Raw genomic sequence first — 19,843 nt, forward strand, 5'->3', positions numbered from 1 at the left:
CCGCATGGCCTCCTTCGCCAACGGCGTCCACCGCCTCGACGGACAGCTCATGGTCGTCCTCGACGTCGACAAAGTGCTCGAAATCGCAACTCAACGTATGGCTGCATAACGTCTGGACTGATTGCGGCGCAATCGCAGGAACTGCCCATCCGGGCGTGAACTGATAGAGGCAGAAAATGAAGACATGTCTGGTGGTCGACGACTCGAGCGTCATCCGGAAGGTCGCGCGGCGCATCCTCGAAGGTCTCGACTTCGAGATCGTCGAAGCCGAAGACGGCGAGAAGGCGCTCGAAGCCTGCAAGCACGGGCTGCCCGATGCCGTTCTGCTCGATTGGAACATGCCGGTGATGGATGGCTACGAGTTTCTGCGCAACCTGCGCCGGATGCCCGGTGGCGACGCGCCGAAGGTGGTGTTCTGCACCACCGAGAACGACGTCGCGCACATCGCGCGGGCGCTGCATGCCGGCGCCAACGAATACATCATGAAGCCGTTCGACAAGGACATCGTCACGGCGAAGTTTCAGGAAGTCGGCCTGATCTGACGGGGGTCGGACGGCCGGTTTTGGCGCCGCGGTGTGGGACGCGGTGGGGAGTGCAAGTATGCGTTGCGTCGGTGTTCTATGAGCGTAGCTCTGGCAGGTAGTCCCGCTACGAATTCGGCGCAATACGAGCCGTTGCGCGTGATGATCGTCGACGACTCGGTCGTCATCCGTGGTTTGATCTCCAGATGGGTCGAGGCCGAGCCGGACATGGTGGTCGCAGCATCGCTGCGCACCGGTCTCGACGCCGTCAATCAGCTTGAACGGGTGAAGCCGGACGTTGCGGTACTCGACATCGAAATGCCGGAGCTCGACGGCATTTCGGCGCTGCCGCAGTTGCTCGCCAAGAAGCGCGATCTGGTCGTGATCATGGCGTCGACACTGACCCGCCGCAACGCGGAGATCAGTTTCAAAGCGCTGTCGCTCGGCGCCGCCGATTACATTCCGAAGCCGGAAACAACCCGCGAGCCGCAGGCCGCCGATATCTTCAAGCACGATCTGCTGCAGAAGATCCGGTCGCTCGGTGGCCGGGTTCGACGCCGCGCCGTCCCCGGCGTTGCCGCGCCGGCGATCGCGCGTGATCCGCATCCGGCGCCGGTGCCGCATCCCGCCGTGGCCACGCCGACCGTTGCCAGCCAAGCTGCGCTGGTGAAGCGCTCGTTCGGTCCGACCGCGCCGCGCGTTTTGCTGATCGGCTCGTCGACCGGTGGGCCGCAGGCGCTGATGTCGATGGTGGCCGATATCGGCCCGGTGATCGATCGCTTCCCGGTGCTGATCACCCAGCATATGCCGCCGACTTTCACGACGATTCTGGCCGAGCACCTGGCGCGCGCCAGCCGCCGTCCGGCGCATGAAGGCATCGAAGGCGAAGCCATCAAGCCGGGCAACATCTATCTCGCCCCTGGCGGCAAGCACATGCGTGTCGCCAAGCAGGGCGGCAACCCGGTGATCGCGCTCGACGACGGTCCGCCGGTGAATTTCTGTAAGCCTGCCGTCGATCCGTTGTTCATGTCGGCGATCGAAGTGTGGCAGAGCGGCATTCTCGCCGTGGTGCTGACCGGCATGGGGTCGGACGGCATGCGCGGCGGCAAGGACATCGTCGCGGCCGGCGGCAGCGTGATCGCGCAGGACGAAGCCTCCAGCGTCGTCTGGGGCATGCCGGGCGCGGTCGCCAATGCCGGCGTCTGCGCCGCGGTGCTGCCGCTCAATCAGATTGGTCCGAAGGTGGTCCGCCTGTTTGCAGGAGACCGTTCGTGACGCCGCTGGATTACGAATTCCTCCGCAAGCTCCTGAAGGATCGCTCCGGCCTCGATCTGTCGGCCGACAAACAATATTTGGTGGAGAGCCGATTGTTGCCGCTGGCGCGTCGGCTCAGCCTCGGCGGCATCAGCGAGCTGGTGCAGAAGATGAAAGGGATGGGCGCTGAATCGCTGATCTCCGACGTCGTCGAGGCGATGACCACCAACGAAACGTTCTTCTTCCGCGACAAGGTGCCGTTCGATCACCTGCGCGAGGAGATACTGCCGGCGCTGCTGCAGGCGCGCGCGGCGCGGCGGTCGTTGCGAATCTGGTGCGCGGCGTCGTCGACCGGCCAGGAGCCGTATTCGATCGCCATGACGCTCAAGGAGCTTGGTCCGGCTGTAGCTGGCTGGCGGTTCGAGATCATCGCCACCGATCTGTCGCCGCAGGTGCTCGAGAAGTCCAAGTCGGGCCTGTTCAGCCAGTTCGAAGTTCAGCGCGGTTTGCCGATCCAGCTGTTGGTGAAGTACTTCAAGCAGGCCGGCGAGGTGTGGGAGCTCAGCCCCGAGATCCGCGCCATGGTGCAGCACCGCCAGCTCAATCTGCTGCACGACTTCTCGTCGCTCGGCACCTTCGACATCGTGTTCTGCCGCAACGTGCTGATCTATTTCGATCAGACCACCAAGGTCGGCATTCTGGAGCGGATCGCCAAGCGACTCGAACCGGATGGCTATCTGACCCTCGGCGCCGCCGAGACCGTGGTGGGCCTGACCGATGCGTTCAAGCCGCACAATTCGCGCCGCGGCGTGTATCTGCCGAACCTGAAGTCGGCGCCGTCGATCGTCCCGGCGTTCCCCGCGACCTCCGCCCTCAGCAGCCTGCGGGCCAGCTGAGGCGCAGAGCCTTCGGGCTCGTCAGCCGCATTACTGCTCCACACCCTTCGTCATTCCGGGGCGCTCGCGCCAGCGAGCGAGCCCGGAATCCCGACGTCGTTATGCAAGCTCGCCCAAGTCGTCCCCGCGTCAGACTGCTGGTAGGCGCCGATTGGCGCACTCCGGCATGACTGAGGCGAGGGGTTGGCGCGACCAAAGCGGCATTCCCAAAACAAAAACCCCGCCATTTGCGGCGGGGTCAAGGACCACTCGGAAGGAGAGCGCCCGAGGGCGCTCTTGGTAAAACCAGTTAGGCCGGGATGCGGACGTCGTCCTCGGACGGTTCGCGCAGCACGTAGCCGCGGCCCCAGACCGTCTCGATGAAGTTGCGACCGTCAGAAGCGTTGGCGAGCTTCTTGCGCAGCTTGCAGATGAAGACGTCGATGATCTTCAGTTCCGGCTCGTCCATGCCACCATAGAGGTGGTTCAGGAACATTTCCTTGGTCAGCGTGGTGCCCTTGCGCAGCGAGAGCAGCTCCAGCATCTGATATTCCTTGCCGGTCAGATGCACGCGCTGGCCGCCGACTTCGACGGTCTTGGTGTCGAGATTGACGACGAGATCGCCGGTCTGGATCACCGACTGGGCGTGACCCTTCGAGCGGCGGACGATCGCGTGGATGCGCGCGACCAGCTCGTCCTTGTGGAACGGCTTGGTCATGTAGTCGTCGGCACCGACGCCCAGACCCTTCACCTTGTCCTCGATGCCGGCGAGGCCGGACAGGATCAGGATCGGGGTTTTGATCTTGGAGACGCGAAGCTGCTTGAGAACGTCATAACCGGACATGTCCGGCAGGTTCAGATCAAGCAGGATGATGTCGTAGTCGTACAGCTTGCCGAGGTCGACGCCTTCTTCACCGAGATCCGTCGTGTAGACATTGAAACTCTCGGATTTGAGCATCAATTCGATCGACTGCGCAGTCGCGCTGTCATCTTCAATCAGCAATACGCGCATGCCAGTCCCCTCTAAGCGCCGCTACGGGCGTCAGGCGTCCGCACACTTGCGGCACTGGAAACGCCTTTGAAGAACTGATTCGGATCCTGACGAGGAATGGTTAACAAAAACTGATTCGGCTCCGCAAGGTCCTGCAGTGCAATTTTTGTCGAATCGCACTAAGGTGTTGCGGGAAAGCAGCTTTTTGTTGGCCGGCCCCTTCAAGTTCCACTTTAAGAGTCGGCGTCAACCGACTCTTGCGACTCACCCTTCATTCTGAGGGGCAAGCGTGCTCAGCTACCAAAGACAGTGACGCAATGATTAACGATGCGGGTAAACACGAAGTTAAGGCGACAGGCCCCGCGTCGACGAACTTAAGAGTTTCGCAATGAAGGCCTTGGCGGAACAGATCGGCGACATCGACAGCGTCAATACCTATGGACGCGTCGTCGGTGTGCGCGGTCTGATGGTCGAGATCGCCGGGCCAATTCACGCGATGAGCGTTGGCGCACGCATCGTTGTCGAAACCGGCGCCAACCGTGCGATCCCGTGCGAAGTAATTGGATTCACCGGTAACAACGCCATCGTCATGCCGTTCGCAGGACTTGAAGGCGTGCGCCGCGGCTGCCGTGCGATCATTGCGAACGCGGCCGCTCAGGTGCGACCGTCGCCGCATTGGCTCGGCCGCGTCGTTAACGCTTTGGGCGAACCGATCGACGGCAAGGGGCCGCTGGTACAAGGTCCTTCGCCGATGCCGTTCCGCAATCAGCCGCCGCCGGCGCATTCGCGCAAGCGCGTCGGCATGCCGCTCGATCTCGGCGTGCGTGCACTCAACACCTTTCTCACCTGCTGCCGGGGGCAGCGCATGGGTATCTTCGCCGGTTCCGGCGTTGGTAAGTCGGTGCTGCTGTCGATGCTCGCGCGCAACGTCGATGCCGCGGTGTCGGTGATCGGGCTGATCGGCGAACGCGGCCGTGAGGTGCAGGAGTTCCTGCAGGACGACCTCGGCGAGGAAGGTCTCGCGCGTTCGGTGGTTGTGGTCGCGACGTCGGACGAGCCGGCGCTGATGCGGCGGCAGGCGGCGTATCTGACGCTGGCGATCGCCGAATACTTCCGCGACAACGACAAGGACGTGCTGTGCCTGATGGACTCGGTCACGCGTTTTGCGATGGCGCAGCGTGAGATCGGGCTGTCTGCCGGCGAGCCGCCGACCGCCAAAGGCTACACGCCGACGGTGTTCACCGAACTGCCGAAGCTGCTCGAACGCGCCGGCCCGGGGCTGGGCGAGGGCACCATCACCGGCATCTTCACCGTGCTGGTCGACGGCGACGATCATAATGAGCCGGTCGCTGACGCGGTGCGCGGCATTCTCGATGGCCACATCGTGATGCAGCGCTCGATCGCCGAGCGCGGCCGCTATCCGGCCATCAACGTGCTGAAGTCGGTGTCGCGAACCATGCCGAAATCGGCCGATCCGGTTTATCTGCCGATGATCAAGCGGGCGCGGCAGATCATGGCGACCTACGCCGACATGGAAGAGCTGATCCGGCTCGGCGCCTATCGGCCCGGCTCCAGCACCGAGGTCGACGAGGCGGTGCGGCTGCACGAGCCGCTGGAGGATTTTCTCCGCCAAGGCAAGGACGAGGCGACCAGCTTGCAGTCAGGATATGCCCAATTGGAGCAGATCCTGAGTAATTCGGAAACGGAACGCTAACTTTGTCCGGCCATCATGCTTGGCACGTCAATCGATTTGCCGGGTGGCCCCGTCGTGACCATCCGGCGATGTCCCGCGTTGAACTGGGACTTCTGGGGAGTACGAGTCGATGAAGTCACGCGAAACGCTGATCCGTCTGAAGAAGTTTCAGGTCGACGAGCGGCGCAGACGGGTTGCCCAGATCGAAGCGATGATCGCGGATTTCGAGCGGATGTCGGCCGATCTCGAGCGCGAAATCGTCACCGAGCAGGAACGCGCGGGGATCACGGACCCCAGCCACTTCGCTTATCCGACCTATGCCAAAGCGGCGATTCAGCGCCGCGAGAACCTGACCCGCTCTGCCGACGAGCTGCGGGTGCAGCTCGAAGAGGCCCGCGGCCAGCTGTCCGAGGCGTTCGACGAGATGAAGAAGGTCGAATTGCTGGACGAGCGCGACCAGGCGCGCGAACGCGCCGAGGAAAGCGCCCGCGAACAGGCCGACCTCGACAGCATCGGCCTGATGCGTGCACGGCTCGGTGGGGCGGGCGCCGTCGCCTGACCTTTCGCAACTTTGCGTCGAAACAGCCCGGGCCCTCGGTCCGGGCTTTCGTTTGCGGTATCCACAGCCTATGCAGTGGCGTGGTGGAACACTGTGTTGCACGATATGCTGCTGTGGTTCGGGCCGCTCGGCCGGAACGGGGGGCGTGGCCGCAACGGCCATGGTGAGGTCTCGGAATGCTGTCGCCGGCTGAGTTGGTTTCGCTGATCGCCGCGGTCGCCGAGCGCGACCAGGATGCGTTCCAGCGACTCTACGATGCGACGCGGGCGAAACTGTTCGGCGTCGTGCTCCGTATCTTGCGGCGACAGGATCTCGCCGAAGAAGTCATTCAGGACGCCTACGTCAAGATCTGGAACAACGCTGCGCAGTTCGATTCCAAGGTGGCCTCGCCGATCACCTGGATGGCGTCGATCGCGCGCAACCGGGCGATCGACGTCGCGCGCAAGCGCGGCGAAGTCTCGATCGAAGAGGAGCCGTCCGCCAACGACGTCGCGGCGGAGACGCCTGACCCGCTGGCGCGCCGGGAGATGACCGAGGAGCTGAAGCGGCTTCTGGAGTGCATCGGCCGTTTGGAGCCCGAACGGCAGAAACTGGTTCTGCTGGCGTACTACAACGGCTGGAGCCGTGAGCAGCTCGGCGCCAAGTTCGGCGCTCCGGCCAACACGATCAAGACCTGGCTGCGCCGCAGCCTGCTCGATGTTCGGGGGTGTTTGGGACTGACCTGATGGCCCACAGCGAAGACCATAGCGCGCTCGCCGCGGAATACGCACTCGGCACGCTCGACGCCGCCGAATGGGCGGAAGCCGAGGCGCTGATGCGCAGCGATGCGGAGTTCGCCGCGCTGGTCAAAGCGTGGGAGCTGAAGCTCGGCGCGCTTAATCAGATGGTCGGGCTGGTCGAGCCGCGCGGCGAGGTATGGGATCGGATCAAGGCGGCGATCGCCGCCGAGTCACAGCGCGCGGTGCCGCCGCCGGCTGCGCCGCCGATCGGTGACGTCGCCAGTGCCGGGGTGCTCGGCGCGCCGGGAGATCCGATCTTGCCGCGCCCTGCCAACGACACCGGTCCCGCACCCGTCAGCGAGTCGACCGAACTCAGCCCGGAATCCAAACGCGTGGTGCACTTCGCCAAGCGCGCCTACATCTGGCGCGGCGTGGCGATGCTGTCGAGCGCGATCGCAGCGTCGCTGCTGCTGGTGGTCGGCGCCCAGGTGTATCAGCCGGACCTGTTGCCGGACGCGGTGCGTCCGCCGATCCGCACCCAGATCGTCAAGGTCGAAACGCCGCCGCCGGCGGTGCCGGCGCAATACGTCGCCGTGCTGCAGAAGGACGGCAATGCGCCGGCCTTCATCCTCACCGTCGACGCCGGCACCAAGACCTTCACGGTGCGCCGCGTCGCCGCGACGCCGGAGCCGGGCAAGAGTTACGAACTCTGGATTGTCTCCGACAAGCTGCAGAAGCCGCGCTCGCTCGGCGTGATCGGCAACCGCGATTTCACTGTCAATCCGGCGCTGTCGTCATACGATCCCGACCTTGTGAGCAAAGCGACCTACGCGGTGACGGTCGAGCCCGAAGGCGGCTCGCCGACCGGCGTCGCCACCGGCCCGATCGTGTTCACCGGCAAGCTGGTGGAGAGTGTGCCGCCGGAGCCGATCCGAAACACGCCGAAGCAGTAACGGACTGGGACCTCAAGTTTTACCCAAGCTGATTAGTTCGAAGCGCGTTCTGAGACATCGCGCGGATAAGAGCTGAGCAGCTCGACCAACGGCGCGAAAACTTCATTGCACAAAAGAAAAACGCCCGTGGGGAGCGGGCGTTTTCCTTTGGGTCTCCACTTGGGGTGAGTGGGACCTCCTCAGCTCACGCGTCAGCCAGGGGGGCTATCTGGCATGCGTGAACGCTGGAACGGTTAGCGGATCACCATCGTTTCCGCCTTGCTGATTGCGGTCGGTTTGCCGGCTTTGATCACCTTGGCAGTCTGGGTGTAGCCGTCGTCGGCCCCGAGCCGCGCGGTGATGCCGAGGCCCGCCACCGCGATCCCGGCGACCAGAGCCACTGCCACAATCTTCAAGTGGGTGCTGCGATCGGCACTGTAGATCGAATGGTTCATGCGGAGCCTCCTGCTGTCTTCTCCACCCTCGGAAATTCGTGTTTGCGATCCCGAAGCAGGTTCAAAGAACTCACGCAGAAAACGTAGGAAATCGCCCGGCCGTTCCGCAGGGGGCGTCACAAACGCGTGAACAAGCGTGATAGTGCGCGAGAATCCAGTGCGAAAAGCCCGCCTAACTTACTGAAAATTAATCAAATCAGCGTCGGCGAGGCTGCCGTGGTCGTTCTCACAGCCCTCGGCAGCAAAATACCACCCGAGGCCAATAGGCCTTGTCTGTTGCGTAAAAGTCGCGCAGCCGCCTTGTCATCCAAAGGCTTGGAACCGGCGCTTTAAACGCTGCCGACCGTCTTCAACCGCGCCCGCGGATGGATCTCGGCCTGCGACATCACCGTGGTCTGGGCCCGGAAGCGCTCGACCAGGGAGCGGACGAACGGCCGGATCGAGGCGGAGGTCACCAGCACCGGCGCTTCACCTTCGCGGGCGGCCTGTTCGAACTTGTCGCGCACCGCGGTCATGAATTCCGACAGCTTCGACGGCGCCATCGCCAGGGTGCGGTCTTCGCCCTGGCCGATGATCGATTCGGCGAACGCCTGCTCCCACTTGGCCGACAGTGCGATCAGCGGCAGGTAGCCGTTGTACGAGGTGTTCTGCGCGCAGATCTGGCGCGCCAGCCGCGCTCGGACGTGCTCGACGATGGTCGACGGATTGCGCGAGAACGCCAGCGCTTCGGCGATGCCTTCGAGGATGGTCGACAGGTCGCGGATCGAGACGCGCTCGGCGAGCAGCAGCTGGAGCACGCGCTGGATGCCCGAAACGGTGATCTGACCCGGGACGATGTCCTTGACCAGCTCGCCCTGTTCCTTCGGCAGGTCTTTGAGCAGCTTCTGGGTTTCGCCGTAGGACAACAGGTCGGACATGTTGGCCTTGAGCAGCTCGGTCAGGTGCGTCGACAGCACGGTGGCGGCGTCGACCACGGTGTAGCCCTTCAGCGACGCCTCTTCCTTGAAGTTGGCATCGACCCAGGTGGCGGGCAGGCCGAAGGTCGGCTCGGTGGTGTGGATGCCCGGCACCGTCACCTGCTCGCCGGCCGGGTCCATCACCATGAACTGGTTCGGCCAGATCCGGCCGGTGCCGGCGTCGACTTCCTTGATCTTGATGACGTAGGTGTTGGCCTCGAGCTGGACGTTGTCGAGGATACGCACCGCCGGCATCACGAAGCCCATTTCGATCGCCAGCGAGCGGCGCAGCGCCTTGATCTGCTCGGTGAGGCGGTCGGTGCCGTCCGGTCCGTTGACCAGCGGCAGCAGCGCGTAGCCGAGCTCGATCTTCAGATCGTCGATCTTCAGCGCCGCCGCGATCGGCTCCTCAGCCGACGCTGCCGCGGCTGCAGCTGCGGCGGCTTCGGGCGCCACTGCGGCCTGCGCCTTTTCGGCGGTGACTTCCGCCTTCCGCTTGCGCGCCTTCAAGGCCAGGAAGGCCGAGCCGCTTCCGAGCGCCAGGAACGGGAGGGTCGGAATGCCCGGCAGCACGGCCAGCACCAGCATCACCGCAGCCGCCATGCCCAGCGCCTGCGGATAGCCGGAGAGCTGGCCCATCATCGCCTTGTCGGCCGAGCCGGAGATGCCGGCCTTCGACACCAACAGGCCAGCCGCGGTCGAAACGATCAGCGCTGGGATCTGCGTCACCAAGCCGTCGCCGACCGTCAGCAGCGTGTAGGTGTGGCCGGCTTCGGAGAACGACAGCCCCTGTTGCGCCACACCGATGATGATGCCGCCGATCACGTTGATGAACACGATCAGCAGGCCGGCGATAGCGTCGCCGCGGACGAATTTCGAGGCACCGTCCATGGCGCCGAAGAAGCCGCTTTCGTCCTCCAGCTCCTTGCGCCGCGCTTTGGCGGTGGCTTCGTCGATCAGTCCGGCTGACAGATCGGCGTCGATCGCCATCTGCTTGCCGGGCATCGAGTCCAACTGGAAGCGTGCCGCAACTTCGGCGATACGGCCCGAACCCTTGGTGATGACCACGAAGTTGACGATGATCAGGATCGTAAACACGATGATCCCGATCACGAAATTGCCGCCCATCACGAAGCCGCCGAACGCCTCGATGACGTGACCGGCGGCCGCGGTGCCTTCATGGCCGTGCGACAGGATCAGCCGGGTCGAGGCCATGTTCAGCGACAGCCGCAGCATGGTCGAGATCAGGAGCACGGTCGGGAACGACGAAAATTCCAGCGGCGCCTGAATGAACAGCGACGTCATCAGGATCAGAATCGACAGGGTGATCGAGATCGCCAGGAACAGGTCGAGAATGATCGCCGGCAGCGGCAGGATCAGCACGACCAGGATGGTCAGCACGCCGATCGCGAGCGCGAGGTCGCCGCGCCGCAGGATGGCGATCATTTCTTTGAGGCTGGGAATGCCGGCGCCCGTGCCCTGGCCGACCGTGGTGTCCGTCATTTCAGCCGCAGTCCCCTGTGCGCGTCGCTTGCGCCGGCCGGACGTCTTCGCCGCGACCGGAGGGGCGCTGGGTCCGACGTGAGGCAGCGCACTGGCGTCCACGGGCATTCCCCGTTTTTCGCGGCCGACGACACTTCTTCACTGGGCAAAATTTGCCCGGTTCATGGTTAGCAAAGTGTTAACGCCGCCGGGGTGCGACCGCATGGCAGGGCGCTGGCCGGCGGTCTTGACCCCGAGCCCGGCGCCCGAAACTCTGTGCAAATGGAAACGCTCGTGGAAAAGACCGGCAAAACGCCGGCGTTCACGCTCGACTCGCGCCAGGCGTGGGTCCGGCTGGGAGTGGCGCTGGTGATCGGCTCGATCGGCAGCGTCGGGATGTGGTCGGTGGTGGTGGTGCTGCCGCTGGTCCAGGCCGAGTTCGCCGCCAGCCGGGGCGCCGCGTCGCTCGCCTTCACCATGGCGATGCTCGGCTTCGGCCTCGGCGGCGTCGCCACCGGCAAGCTGACCGACCGGTTCGGCATCGTGGTGGCGATCGGCAGCGGCATCGGCCTGCTCGGGCTCGGCTATGTCGGCGCCGGGCTGTCGGCTGCGCTCTGGCAGTTCGCCGCCTTCCATCTCCTGATCGGCGCCGGTGCCTCGGCAACCTTCGGCCCGCTCATGGCCGAAGCTTCGCACTGGTTCGAACGCTATCGCGGTCTGGCGGTGACGATCGCCGCCAGCGGCAATTATCTTGCCGGCACGATCTGGCCGCCGCTGGTCAATTGGGGCAGTGCCAGCATCGGCTGGCGCGCCACCCATCTGGCGATCGGCGGGTTTTGCGTCGTCGCGATGACCCTGATGGTGCTGATCCTGCGCGCAAGGATGCGCGGCCACGCCGCTGCCAGTCACGGCGCAGCGCCGCCGCCGAAGATCGATCTGCAGCTTCCCACCAACACGCTCACGGTGCTGCTGAGCGTCGCCAGCATCGCCTGCTGTGTGGCGATGGCGATGCCGCAGGTCCATATCGTCGCCTATTGCGGCGACCTCGGCTACGGCGCAGCGCGCGGCGCCGAGATGCTGTCGCTGATGCTGGCGTTCGGCATCATCAGCCGGATCGGATCCGGATTCCTGGCCGATCGGATCGGTGGCATCCGCACGCTGCTGCTCGGCTCCGTAGCGCAGGGCGCGGCGCTGATGTTCTATCTGTTCTTCGATAGCCTCGGTTCGCTCTACGTGATCTCGGCGATGTTCGGCCTGTTCCAGGGCGGCATCGTGCCGGCCTATGCGATCATCGTCCGCGAGGCAATGCCGGCGCGCGAGGCTGCGACCCGAGTCGGCATCGTGATCATGGCATCGGTGCTTGGCATGTCGTTCGGCGGCTGGATTTCCGGGGTGATCTTCGATGCCACCGGCTCCTATGCGGCGGCCTTCGTCAACGGCATGGCGTGGAACGCCGTCAACGTCGCGATCATGCTGATGCTGTTGCTCCGCAGCCGGCGGCGGGGCCCGCAGGTGGCGATGGCGTAGCGCGATCTTGTCGAGGGCCGGAAACGAAAGAGCCGCGCAGCTGACAGCCGCGCGGCTCTTGTTGTGCGGTGGAGCGGGGGAGGCCGGCTCAGGCGGCCCGGACGCTCTGCAGGAAGTTGGCGACCTCGACCTTCAACCGGTTGGAGTCCTGAGACAGCGACTGCGCCGCCGACAGCACCTGGGCCGATGCCGATCCGGTCTCGGTCGCGCCGCGCTGCACGTCGACGATGTTGGCCGACACCTCGTTGGTGCCACGCGCCGCTTGCTGAACGTTGCGGGCGATCTCCTGGGTCGCGGCGCCTTGTTCTTCGACCGCCGAAGCGATCGTCGAGGCGATCTCCGACATCCGCTCGATGGTGTGGCCGATTTCGCGGATCGCCGACACCGACTCGCCGGTCGCCGCCTGGATGCCGCCGATGTGCTGGCTGATCTCGCCGGTCGCCTTCGAGGTCTGTTCGGCCAAAGCCTTCACTTCGGCCGCCACCACGGCGAAGCCGCGGCCGGCTTCACCGGCGCGCGCCGCTTCGATCGTGGCGTTGAGTGCGAGCAGATTGGTCTGGCCGGCGATGGTGTTGATCAGTTCGACCACATCGCCGATCCGGGCGGCCGCCTGCGACAGCTCGCCGACGGTGGCGTTGGTCTTGCGCGCCTGATCGACCGCCTCGACGGCGATGCGGGCGGATTCCTGCACTTGCCGGCTGATCTCGTTGATCGACGAGGTCATCTCTTCGGTCGCCGACGCCACCGACTGCACGTTGGTGGAGGCCTGTTCGGAGGCGGCTGCGACGGTGGTGGTGATCGTCTGGGCGTGTTCGGCCGTTTTCGTCAGCGTGCCCGCCGAAGCTTCCAGTTCGGTCGAAGCCGACGACACGGTTTCGACGATCTCGCCGACGGAGGATTCGAACTGCCGGGTGGCGGCGTCGATGCGGTGGCCGCGCGCGATCTTCTCCTCGGCGTCCTTGGCTGCGGCCGCATCGGCCGCGCGCTTGTCGATCAGCGCCTGCTTGAACACCTGCAGTGCATCGGCCATGGCGCCGATCTCGGTATTCTTGCCGCGATGCGGCACCTCGGCGGAGAGATCGCCGCGGGTGAAATCCTGCATCGGCTTGACGATCGAGGCGATCCCCCGCGACAGATCGCGGATCACCAGGATGCTGGCGGTGATGCCGATCGCGATCGCGACAACGAGGATGCCGATCATCACGAAGATCGCCCACAGATAGGTCGCTTCCGCACTCGCAGTGGCGCCGGCCGCACCCTTGTCGTTGAGCTCGATGTCCTTCTTCAGCACCTCGTCGATCTGTCCGCTCATCGGGCCCATCGTCTTGAGCATGTAGTCGTTGGCGGCGACCGGAAGCTCACCGGCGGCTTTGCGGGACATCTCCAGGCCGGCGGGAGCGAGACTGGTGTAGTTCGCCCACGACGCGACGAGGGTGTCGTACAGCTTGCGCTCCTCCGGCGTGGCGACCATCGGCGCGTAGGTGCGCAGCGATTGCTTCACCGCCTCATCGAAAGCGGCGAGTTGCTTCTCGATTGCTAGCTTGCGTTCGGTGGTGGCTTCCAACAGATGCGCGCGCAGCGTGTTGCGATACAACGCCACGTTGGTGCGCATCTCGCCAAGAACCCGGACCGACGGCATCCAATTGGTGCCGATATCGACAGTGCTCGCATTCAACGTCCGCATCTGCAGCAGGCCAAGTAAACCAAGGCCGGAGAGCGCGATCAGCAAGACGGCGACGAGGGTGGTGATTTTCGTCCGTAACGGGACATTGGCGAGCATGGCTGGTCCAATTCAACTTATAGGCGACGAGATGTCGCGCGATGATCAGCCGCATCCTCGGTTAAAATGTTTGTTCAAAAGCTAATCGATTTGTACGCGGTCGAACATATTGCGCGTCAGCACTTGATCTGCAGATCTCACGGTCCGCCCACACCACGAAGAGAGGACGGAACTAATCGATTCGAGGAGACGATCTTCGACCGAAGAAAGACGAGACCGCGGGAGAGATTCAAAATCTCGATGTGCTGACTGATCGATTTTGCTCACAGGCCCCGACCTTCCTTGCTCCCGATCGCTCAGTCGAGCCGAGCATGTCCGTGCCTCGAAGGTCAGCCCTGGCGCCGCCATCGGCGCGGTTCGACTCTTTCGCTCGGACGCAGGACCTTCACTCGTGGCTGATCGTCGGCATGCCCGGGCTGAAACCGCGACCACTCGCCATGCCCAGTGAGCGCGGTCAGATCACGGCTGCACCAGCCGGGTTTTGGTCCCGGGCGTTCGCAACCGGCCGATTGCCCGCGAAGTCCTGTCATTGTATGGGGAGGCCGCACCGTCCGCCGCCTCGCGGCCGCCGGCGGGGCCTGTAGCTCAATGGTTAGAGCCGACCGCTCATAACGGTCTGGTTGCAGGTTCGAGTCCTGCCGGGCCCACCACAGGTGCTGTGGCGGAGCCTTGCCGTAAGGGAGGCATCCGCAATGAATCAATCCCCGTCCTTGTCAGTTCCGCTGCGGCCGGCTCGATTCTCGACTGCGGGGCTACCTGACCACGACCGGTTCGATGCCTGGCGGGAGTATTTGCGCCCCGTGGCCGATCTGACGCCGGTTGCCCATCGGGCGCGGACAGCTGCGATCGATCTGGCGGCCTGGGATCTTGGCAGTTTTGCCATGTGCCAGGAGCGGAGTTCCGGCACGCGGTTCTCTCGGACGACGCGACGGGTCAAGACCGTCTTCGCCGACCACTGGTATCTTTTTCTGATCAAGGAGGGCTCTAATTGGGTGGTCAGCGATGGTGGCTGCTCGGCCGAGCAGGTGTCGCGCGGCGCGGCCGGCCAGGTCGGCTTCTATTCGCTCGGTGAAGCATTCCACGGCGAGATGCAGCCGATGGACATTCTGATGCTGTTCATCCCGCGCGATCTGTTCGCCCGGCAGGCCGGCACGCTGGACCGGCTCAACAACACGATCATCGACACCGCACGCGGACGGCTGCTGTCCGACTACATGCTTGCGCTGGAGCGCCGGTTGCCGGAGCTGACTCAGGACGAGGTGCCGGCGATCGTTCGTGCCACCGAGGCAATGGTCGCGGCTTGTCTGGCGCCGGCGCCGCACAGCGCGGAAGAAGCGCGGGAGGGCATCATCCTCAGCCTCGGTGAGCGGGCACGCCGGGTGGTGCAGTCTCGGCTTTCGGATCCGAAACTGACTCCGGTCAGTCTCGCCAACAGCATTGGCGTGTCGCGGAGCGCGCTCTATCGCCTGTTCGAGCCGCACGGCGGGGCGGCCCGCTATGTCCGCAACACGCGGCTGGCCGCTGCGCATCGGGCGCTGTGCGATCTCGCCGAGACCCGGCAGATCCAACAGATTGCCGACTCCTTTGGCTTCACCTGCGCGCAGGAATTCAGCCGCGCATTCCGTCAGCGCTACGGCTACAGCCCGTCCGAACTGCGCGCTGATTGCGGCCAATCGGTCCGCCGTCTGTCCAGCCAGGCGGCGGAGGGCGGGCGGACGCTGGGCGAATTCTTGCGGACCACGGCGTGACTGGGGCGGGTACAGGAGGAGAGACGAGCTTGCTATGCAGGCCGATCGCGGCTCGATCGGCCGGTCACGTTGAAGCCGTCCAGCCAAAATCCTGAATGCGGGTCGAGCTCTTCTGCCGCCCCAAGCAAGCGATAAGCCTGGTCGAAACTGCTCACTGGTAAGTGGGTGTCATCTCTCTGAGCCGAATCGTGCTTAACTGATCCGCTTCCCTCCTGCGACGCCCGCCGCAGACTCTTCTTTGTGGGTAACTATATACTGTTGTCGGAACGATTGGTCGCCGTCGATTTTGGGACCGGTTGTTTCGAAAGCGAGACGAAAAGCCAACGCCCCGCCGCCCGGTAAGGGTTTAAACTTCAGCATCGGGAAAGCGGCCGACCCTTTGCGGCCTCCGTGCGCTGACAGAAGAAACTGTAGTACCCGCTTATGACGATATCCGTAGATCCAGATCGCGACTGGAAGAATCGCATTTCGGCGCAGGCTCTCAGGCAGATCCAGGAGCTCGATCTTGCCCTCGATCCGAACAGCTTCGAGCTGTGGTACACGTTCTTCTCCGGCCGGCACAAAGCGCTCACCGAGGCCGTCAATGCACTTTTGGCCGCGACCGGGCGGCCCAGCGCAAGTGACATTACGGGCCTGTACGAGCAGTTTCTGTATCCGACCAAAGCTGTGACCCGCATCCATGCGATCGGCGCGCTGGTCCACAGCCAATCGAACGCGCTGATCGACGTGATCGAAGAAGCGTCGGATGCGACCCATGGCTACGAAACCCGGCTGTCGAGCGCGGCGCCGCGCCTGGCGCTCGGACGGATGGAAGGCGGACTGCAGACGATCGTCGACGAACTGCTGAACTGGACGATGGACATTCAGACCGCCAACGCTGTGCTGGTGGACCGGCTGAGATCCGCCGCAGATCAGGTTCGCAAGTTGCAGGATCAGTTGGATCAGGTCCGGCTCGAAAGCATGACCGACCCGCTCACCGAGGTCGGCAACCGCAAGTACTTCGAGAACCAATTGTCCCAGCATGTCGCCAGCGACGACAGCGGCCCTCTTTCGCTGCTGATCGTCGACCTGGACAATTTCAAGCAATTCAACGATCGCCACGGCCATGTCGTCGGCGACGACGTGCTGCGGCTCGCGGCTTCGACCATCAAGCACAATTGTCGCCGTGACGACGTGGTTTGCCGCTATGGCGGGGACGAGTTCGCCGTCATCCTGCCCCGTACGCCGCTGCGCGAGGCGCTGTTGCTCGGCGAAGCGATCCGCGCTGCGATCGCGGCGCGCGAGCTGCATCGCCGGTCGACCCATGAAAGCCTCGGCCGGCTCTTGATCTCGATCGGTGCCGCGGAGTTCAGGCCGGGCGAGACGGCGGATGATTTCGTCGAGCGTGCCGATCATTGGATGTACGCTGCCAAGCAGGCGCGTCGCGACAGGACGCGCCCGGTCTCCGACGCCGCGGCTCGTGATCCCGCCGAGCGGCGCCCGGACATCCTGTGGCACGAGACCTATGCATGCGGCGAGCCGATGATCGACGCTCAACACCGCGAGCTGTTCGACCTCGCCAACGTCATTCTTGGTCCGGAGATCGAGACTCTGGAGCCCGCCAAGCTGGCGGAGGTGGTCGAGCTGCTACTCACCCGCGTCGCCGAGCACTTTCAGTACGAACAGGCCGTGCTCGAGGCGTCCGGCTACGATGAATGTGGGCTGCACCGGATGGAGCACGACCATCTGCTGATCCGTGCCCGGCAGGTGAGCGAGGCGGTGGTCGCCGGGCAGCAGTCGCTCGGCGAACTACGCGCGTTCCTGGTCAATTCGGTCATCCTCGGCCACATGCTCAAGGATGACCGACGGTTTTTCCCGCTGTTCGACCGTCCCGCGTCATCCGCCACCCAGAGTCGGGCCGCCCCGGTGCATCGCGAGCGACGGCGGTCGTCGCTGTAGCAGGTGGTGAGACCGAGGCGTCTTGGTCAGTTCTATCCCGGATCGGCCGCATTTGCGCGGCTGTGATCTCAAATTGCATTCCTCCCCGGGATTTTTCGCGAAATTGGTGTATCTTCGCAACTTCTGGCTGCAGTCGAGTCGGCCGTCCTTGATGCGGCGGCTTCCGGCGGTTGGGCTAAGCGAAGTTGGCGCAGATGATCGGGTCGCAGTTCGGCAACGTGGTCATTGTGGTCTGGCGCGAGGGCGTCGAGGCGCTGCTGATCGTCGGCATTCTCAATGCATGGCTGCGCAATAACGACGCGAGCGGGATTGGCCGGCGCTATCTGTGGGCGGGTGCGGCCACCGGCCTGCTGATCGCGATTGGCTTCGGCTCCACCATCGCGCTGTCCAGCAGCACGATTCCGGTGACCAGCCGCGAAATCTATGAAGCGATCGCCACCCTGCTGGCCGCCGGCCTGATCGTCCACATGGTCACCTGGATGCGCGGCCAAGGTCGCCTGCTACGCGACGAGCTTGAAGCGGCATTGCGCCAGGAAACCAGTACGGCGAGCTGGTGGGGCGTGTTCACGCTGGCCGCCTTGGCGATCGCGCGCGAGGGCGCCGAGACCATCCTGTTCCTGCTCGGCGCGCTGTCGGCAAGCGAAAGCGCATCCCCGGCCGAGCCGATCCTGGGCGGCATCGTCGGGGTCGGCCTTGCGCTGGCGACCTACGCGCTGCTGCAACTCGGCAGTTGGATCGTCACCTGGCGGCTGTTCTTTCGCGTGACCGAAGTGATGATGTTGCTGCTCGCTGCGTCGCTGTTGATGAGCGGGGTGGATACCTTGAGCAAGCTCGGCTTGCTACCGTCGACGGCGCGGCTGTGGGACAGTTCGGCGACCCTGTCCGACCACGGGCCGATCGGCGCGCTGGTGGCGGGCCTCACCGGCTATCGCTCGCAGCCGACTCTGCTCGAGCACTGCTTCTACGCAGCGTATTGGATCTGCGTCGTTCTGCTATTGCGCAAGACGACGGCCCCTGAACAGGTCGTCGTCGCCGAGAACCGTGCTGAAATTCAGCGCTGAGCCGCACCAGCGGCGCGCGCCGCCGCGTCCTGCGCCGCTTCGTCTTCCATCGAGCCGCGCAGGGTGCCTTGTTGCGCAAGGTGAGGGTACTGCCGCTTCATCTCGGCCTGCACGAATTTCACCGGCACATCGAAATACGCGCCGTGCTCGCGGACGTATTCCATGAACCGCGCATCGTTGTTGTCGAACGCCTGCATCACTGCGTCGGACGAGCCGTCGAAGTCGAGCGGTGCGACGCCGAGCTTGTCGCACAGCGTGCGATTGAAGGTGGGCGACGCTTTCACCCATCGTTCGCCGGTGAAGCATTCGGCATAGCCGTGCCACGCGAACAGGTCGGTGCCCATCGTCCGGGTCAGGTTCTCGGTGGCGAGATGATTGCGGACATCGGCAAAGCACACGCGTGCCGGAATGCCGGACGCTCGCGCCAGCGCCGCGAACGCCGAAGCCTTGCCGACGCAGTAGCCGCGCTCGGCGCGCAGCACGCTCGATGCGCGGAAAATCTCGGGGCTGGAAAAGTCGACATACGGATCGTAGCGGACGCCGTCGCGCACCGCGAGGTACAACGCACGGAGTTTGTCGGCGAGCGTTTCGGCGCCGCGCGTGGCGTCAGCGGCGCGCGCGATCACCTCGGGATGATCGCTGTCGATGAATTCTGCCGGCGCCAGACACACCGCGATCTCGGATGCGGCAGTCTTGGCCATACCGGCGTTGGCGCCGCTGCTGCCGGGCTCATACCGCATGCAGTTTCGGCCGGGACGACAGGATTTGCTTGGCGATCACCACGGGGCAATCGTCCGCGTGCTTGATTTCGTCGCCCGTCTGAAGCCACGGCACCGAAGCGCCGCACAATTTGCACTGGTTGTGCGCGCCGCCGTCCTCTTCCGAGACGATCTCGATGGCCGTCTTCAGCAGGGCGGTGGCGATTTTGCGGACGTCTTCGGCGGCAGTATCGGTCATGGTTTGATTCCGTGGAACGCGTGGCGGCCGGGCGACCGCGGCCGGAGTGTGCCGCCGTTCGCCGGGCGTTGCAACTGAACGGTGGCCCGGTGCGGGGCTTAGTAGCAGGGATGGCGGCGGCCGTCCTGGCCACGGTAGGCGGCGGCTCCCTGGCCGCACAGCGCCCGTACCGGACCGTCATAGGTGGCGTAGGTGTGCCCAGGCCAGATCGGCGGACCATAGTTATGCAGATACGGCTCGCTGGACTGGTGATAGGGCGAATGATGGTGGTGATGCTGCGCGCGATGGTGCCGATGCTCAGCCAGCGCCGGGATCGCGGTGGCTGTGGACAGGATCATCACGGCACAGGCCAGCTTGAACGTGGTCATGACACACTCCGTTGGTTCCGCAAAAAG

At 64.5% G+C, this 19,843-nt stretch carries 18 protein-coding genes, 1 tRNA gene and 1 pseudogene; 13 read left to right on the forward strand and 7 right to left on the reverse strand.

The window, feature by feature from the left end:
• From VRZ08_RS22035 to VRZ08_RS22050, 4 genes and pseudogenes are all read left to right on the forward strand, one after another.
• Window positions 1-109 (forward strand): annotated as a pseudogene (locus VRZ08_RS22035) (chemotaxis protein CheW); the annotation flags it as partial.
• A gap of 67 nt (window positions 110-176) precedes the next feature.
• Window positions 177-542 (forward strand): response regulator, encoded by a 366-nt coding sequence (locus tag VRZ08_RS22040; RefSeq protein WP_011157188.1) that lies wholly within the window; start codon window positions 177-179, stop codon window positions 540-542.
• A gap of 78 nt (window positions 543-620) precedes the next feature.
• Entirely contained in the window at window positions 621-1,796 is a 1,176-nt protein-coding gene (locus VRZ08_RS22045) for a protein-glutamate methylesterase/protein-glutamine glutaminase (RefSeq protein WP_414533911.1), read from the forward strand.
• Entirely contained in the window at window positions 1,793-2,671 is an 879-nt protein-coding gene (locus VRZ08_RS22050; RefSeq protein WP_414533912.1) for a CheR family methyltransferase, read from the forward strand. Before VRZ08_RS22045 ends, VRZ08_RS22050 begins: the two co-directional genes overlap by 4 nt.
• A 289-nt stretch (window positions 2,672-2,960) precedes the next feature.
• On the opposite strand, the gene ctrA is transcribed toward VRZ08_RS22050, so the two are convergent.
• Window positions 2,961-3,662 carry a response regulator transcription factor CtrA gene (gene ctrA / locus VRZ08_RS22055; protein WP_011157191.1) on the reverse strand — a complete coding sequence of 234 codons (702 nt, stop codon included), beginning with the start codon at window positions 3,660-3,662 and terminating at the stop codon, window positions 2,961-2,963.
• A gap of 367 nt (window positions 3,663-4,029) precedes the next feature.
• On the opposite strand from ctrA, the gene fliI reads away from it, so the two are divergent.
• From fliI to VRZ08_RS22075, 4 genes are all read left to right on the forward strand, one after another.
• On the forward strand, window positions 4,030-5,355 hold the full coding sequence (gene fliI, locus VRZ08_RS22060) for a flagellar protein export ATPase FliI (RefSeq protein WP_263991109.1): 1,326 nt from the start codon (window positions 4,030-4,032) through the stop codon (window positions 5,353-5,355).
• A gap of 109 nt (window positions 5,356-5,464) precedes the next feature.
• Window positions 5,465-5,893 (forward strand): flagellar export protein FliJ, encoded by a 429-nt coding sequence (gene fliJ, locus VRZ08_RS22065; RefSeq protein WP_107354820.1) that lies wholly within the window; start codon window positions 5,465-5,467, stop codon window positions 5,891-5,893.
• A gap of 176 nt (window positions 5,894-6,069) precedes the next feature.
• The gene (locus VRZ08_RS22070) at window positions 6,070-6,618 is read left to right on the forward strand and encodes a sigma-70 family RNA polymerase sigma factor (RefSeq protein WP_107343626.1); all 549 of its coding nucleotides are present in this window, start codon (window positions 6,070-6,072) and stop codon (window positions 6,616-6,618) included.
• Window positions 6,618-7,565, forward strand: a complete 948-nt coding sequence (locus tag VRZ08_RS22075; RefSeq protein WP_414533913.1) for an anti-sigma factor domain-containing protein — start codon at window positions 6,618-6,620, stop codon at window positions 7,563-7,565. Before VRZ08_RS22070 ends, VRZ08_RS22075 begins: the two co-directional genes overlap by 1 nt.
• A gap of 233 nt (window positions 7,566-7,798) precedes the next feature.
• Here the strand turns inward: VRZ08_RS22075 and VRZ08_RS22080 are convergent, their stop codons facing one another.
• Window positions 7,799-7,999, reverse strand: a complete 201-nt coding sequence (locus VRZ08_RS22080; protein WP_107343628.1) for a hypothetical protein — start codon at window positions 7,997-7,999, stop codon at window positions 7,799-7,801.
• 329 nt (window positions 8,000-8,328) lie between these two features.
• Window positions 8,329-10,560: a flagellar biosynthesis protein FlhA gene (flhA, locus tag VRZ08_RS22085; protein WP_263991695.1), complete on the reverse strand. Its 2,232-nt coding sequence runs from the start codon at window positions 10,558-10,560 to the stop codon at window positions 8,329-8,331.
• Window positions 10,561-10,719: 159 nt separating this feature from the next.
• On the opposite strand from flhA, the gene VRZ08_RS22090 reads away from it, so the two are divergent.
• Window positions 10,720-11,964, forward strand: a complete 1,245-nt coding sequence (locus tag VRZ08_RS22090) for an MFS transporter (protein WP_414533914.1) — start codon at window positions 10,720-10,722, stop codon at window positions 11,962-11,964.
• 88 nt (window positions 11,965-12,052) lie between these two features.
• Here VRZ08_RS22090 and VRZ08_RS22095 read toward each other — a convergent pair whose 3' ends face one another.
• Entirely contained in the window at window positions 12,053-13,744 is a 1,692-nt protein-coding gene (locus VRZ08_RS22095) for a methyl-accepting chemotaxis protein (RefSeq protein ID WP_414533915.1), read from the reverse strand.
• A 574-nt stretch (window positions 13,745-14,318) separates the two neighbouring features.
• On the opposite strand from VRZ08_RS22095, the gene VRZ08_RS22100 reads away from it, so the two are divergent.
• The 4 genes from VRZ08_RS22100 (at window position 14,319) to VRZ08_RS22115 (ending at window position 18,491) form a co-directional block, all read left to right on the forward strand.
• A tRNA-Ile gene (locus VRZ08_RS22100) sits at window positions 14,319-14,394 on the forward strand.
• Between the two features lie 3 nt (window positions 14,395-14,397).
• Window positions 14,398-15,492, forward strand: a complete 1,095-nt coding sequence (locus VRZ08_RS22105; RefSeq protein WP_414533916.1) for a helix-turn-helix domain-containing protein — start codon at window positions 14,398-14,400, stop codon at window positions 15,490-15,492.
• A gap of 423 nt (window positions 15,493-15,915) precedes the next feature.
• Complete coding sequence (locus VRZ08_RS22110) at window positions 15,916-17,430, forward strand: diguanylate cyclase (protein ID WP_414533917.1); 1,515 nt, start codon at window positions 15,916-15,918, stop codon at window positions 17,428-17,430.
• A gap of 194 nt (window positions 17,431-17,624) precedes the next feature.
• A complete protein-coding gene (locus VRZ08_RS22115) occupies window positions 17,625-18,491 on the forward strand; it encodes an FTR1 family iron permease (protein ID WP_414533918.1) in 867 nt (288 codons plus the stop codon).
• Here VRZ08_RS22115 and VRZ08_RS22120 read toward each other — a convergent pair.
• The 3 genes from VRZ08_RS22120 to VRZ08_RS22130 form a co-directional block, all read right to left on the reverse strand.
• Window positions 18,482-19,231, reverse strand: coding sequence for a transglutaminase-like domain-containing protein (locus VRZ08_RS22120; protein ID WP_414533919.1), 750 nt, complete (start codon window positions 19,229-19,231; stop codon window positions 18,482-18,484). The two genes, VRZ08_RS22115 and VRZ08_RS22120, sit on opposite strands and share 10 nt — an antisense overlap.
• The gene (locus VRZ08_RS22125) at window positions 19,221-19,448 is read right to left on the reverse strand and encodes a DUF3222 family protein (protein ID WP_011157204.1); all 228 of its coding nucleotides are present in this window, start codon (window positions 19,446-19,448) and stop codon (window positions 19,221-19,223) included. Before VRZ08_RS22125 ends, VRZ08_RS22120 begins: the two co-directional genes overlap by 11 nt.
• 98 nt (window positions 19,449-19,546) lie before the next feature.
• Window positions 19,547-19,816 (reverse strand): hypothetical protein, encoded by a 270-nt coding sequence (locus VRZ08_RS22130; protein WP_264076024.1) that lies wholly within the window; start codon window positions 19,814-19,816, stop codon window positions 19,547-19,549.
• Window positions 19,817-19,843 lie beyond the last annotated feature (27 nt).

The organism is Rhodopseudomonas sp. G2_2311, from assembly GCF_047501505.1.
In the GTDB taxonomy this organism is placed as follows: Bacteria; Pseudomonadota; Alphaproteobacteria; order Rhizobiales; family Xanthobacteraceae; genus Rhodopseudomonas; species Rhodopseudomonas palustris_H.

Coding starts and splice junctions, on each gene's coding strand:
- VRZ08_RS22110 (WP_414533917.1), top strand. CDS start 15,916: ATGACGATATCCGTAGATCCAGATCGCGACTGGAAGAATCGCATTTCG.
- VRZ08_RS22040 (WP_011157188.1), top strand. CDS start 177: ATGAAGACATGTCTGGTGGTCGACGACTCGAGCGTCATCCGGAAGGTC.
- VRZ08_RS22045 (WP_414533911.1), top strand. CDS start 621: ATGAGCGTAGCTCTGGCAGGTAGTCCCGCTACGAATTCGGCGCAATAC.
- VRZ08_RS22125 (WP_011157204.1), bottom strand. CDS start 19,448: ATGACCGATACTGCCGCCGAAGACGTCCGCAAAATCGCCACCGCCCTG.
- fliJ (WP_107354820.1), top strand. CDS start 5,465: ATGAAGTCACGCGAAACGCTGATCCGTCTGAAGAAGTTTCAGGTCGAC.
- fliI (WP_263991109.1), top strand. CDS start 4,030: ATGAAGGCCTTGGCGGAACAGATCGGCGACATCGACAGCGTCAATACC.
- VRZ08_RS22070 (WP_107343626.1), top strand. CDS start 6,070: ATGCTGTCGCCGGCTGAGTTGGTTTCGCTGATCGCCGCGGTCGCCGAG.
- VRZ08_RS22130 (WP_264076024.1), bottom strand. CDS start 19,816: ATGACCACGTTCAAGCTGGCCTGTGCCGTGATGATCCTGTCCACAGCC.
- VRZ08_RS22080 (WP_107343628.1), bottom strand. CDS start 7,999: ATGAACCATTCGATCTACAGTGCCGATCGCAGCACCCACTTGAAGATT.
- ctrA (WP_011157191.1), bottom strand. CDS start 3,662: ATGCGCGTATTGCTGATTGAAGATGACAGCGCGACTGCGCAGTCGATC.
- VRZ08_RS22075 (WP_414533913.1), top strand. CDS start 6,618: ATGGCCCACAGCGAAGACCATAGCGCGCTCGCCGCGGAATACGCACTC.
- VRZ08_RS22095 (WP_414533915.1), bottom strand. CDS start 13,744: ATGCTCGCCAATGTCCCGTTACGGACGAAAATCACCACCCTCGTCGCC.
- VRZ08_RS22120 (WP_414533919.1), bottom strand. CDS start 19,231: ATGCGGTATGAGCCCGGCAGCAGCGGCGCCAACGCCGGTATGGCCAAG.
- VRZ08_RS22090 (WP_414533914.1), top strand. CDS start 10,720: ATGGAAACGCTCGTGGAAAAGACCGGCAAAACGCCGGCGTTCACGCTC.
- VRZ08_RS22115 (WP_414533918.1), top strand. CDS start 17,625: ATGATCGGGTCGCAGTTCGGCAACGTGGTCATTGTGGTCTGGCGCGAG.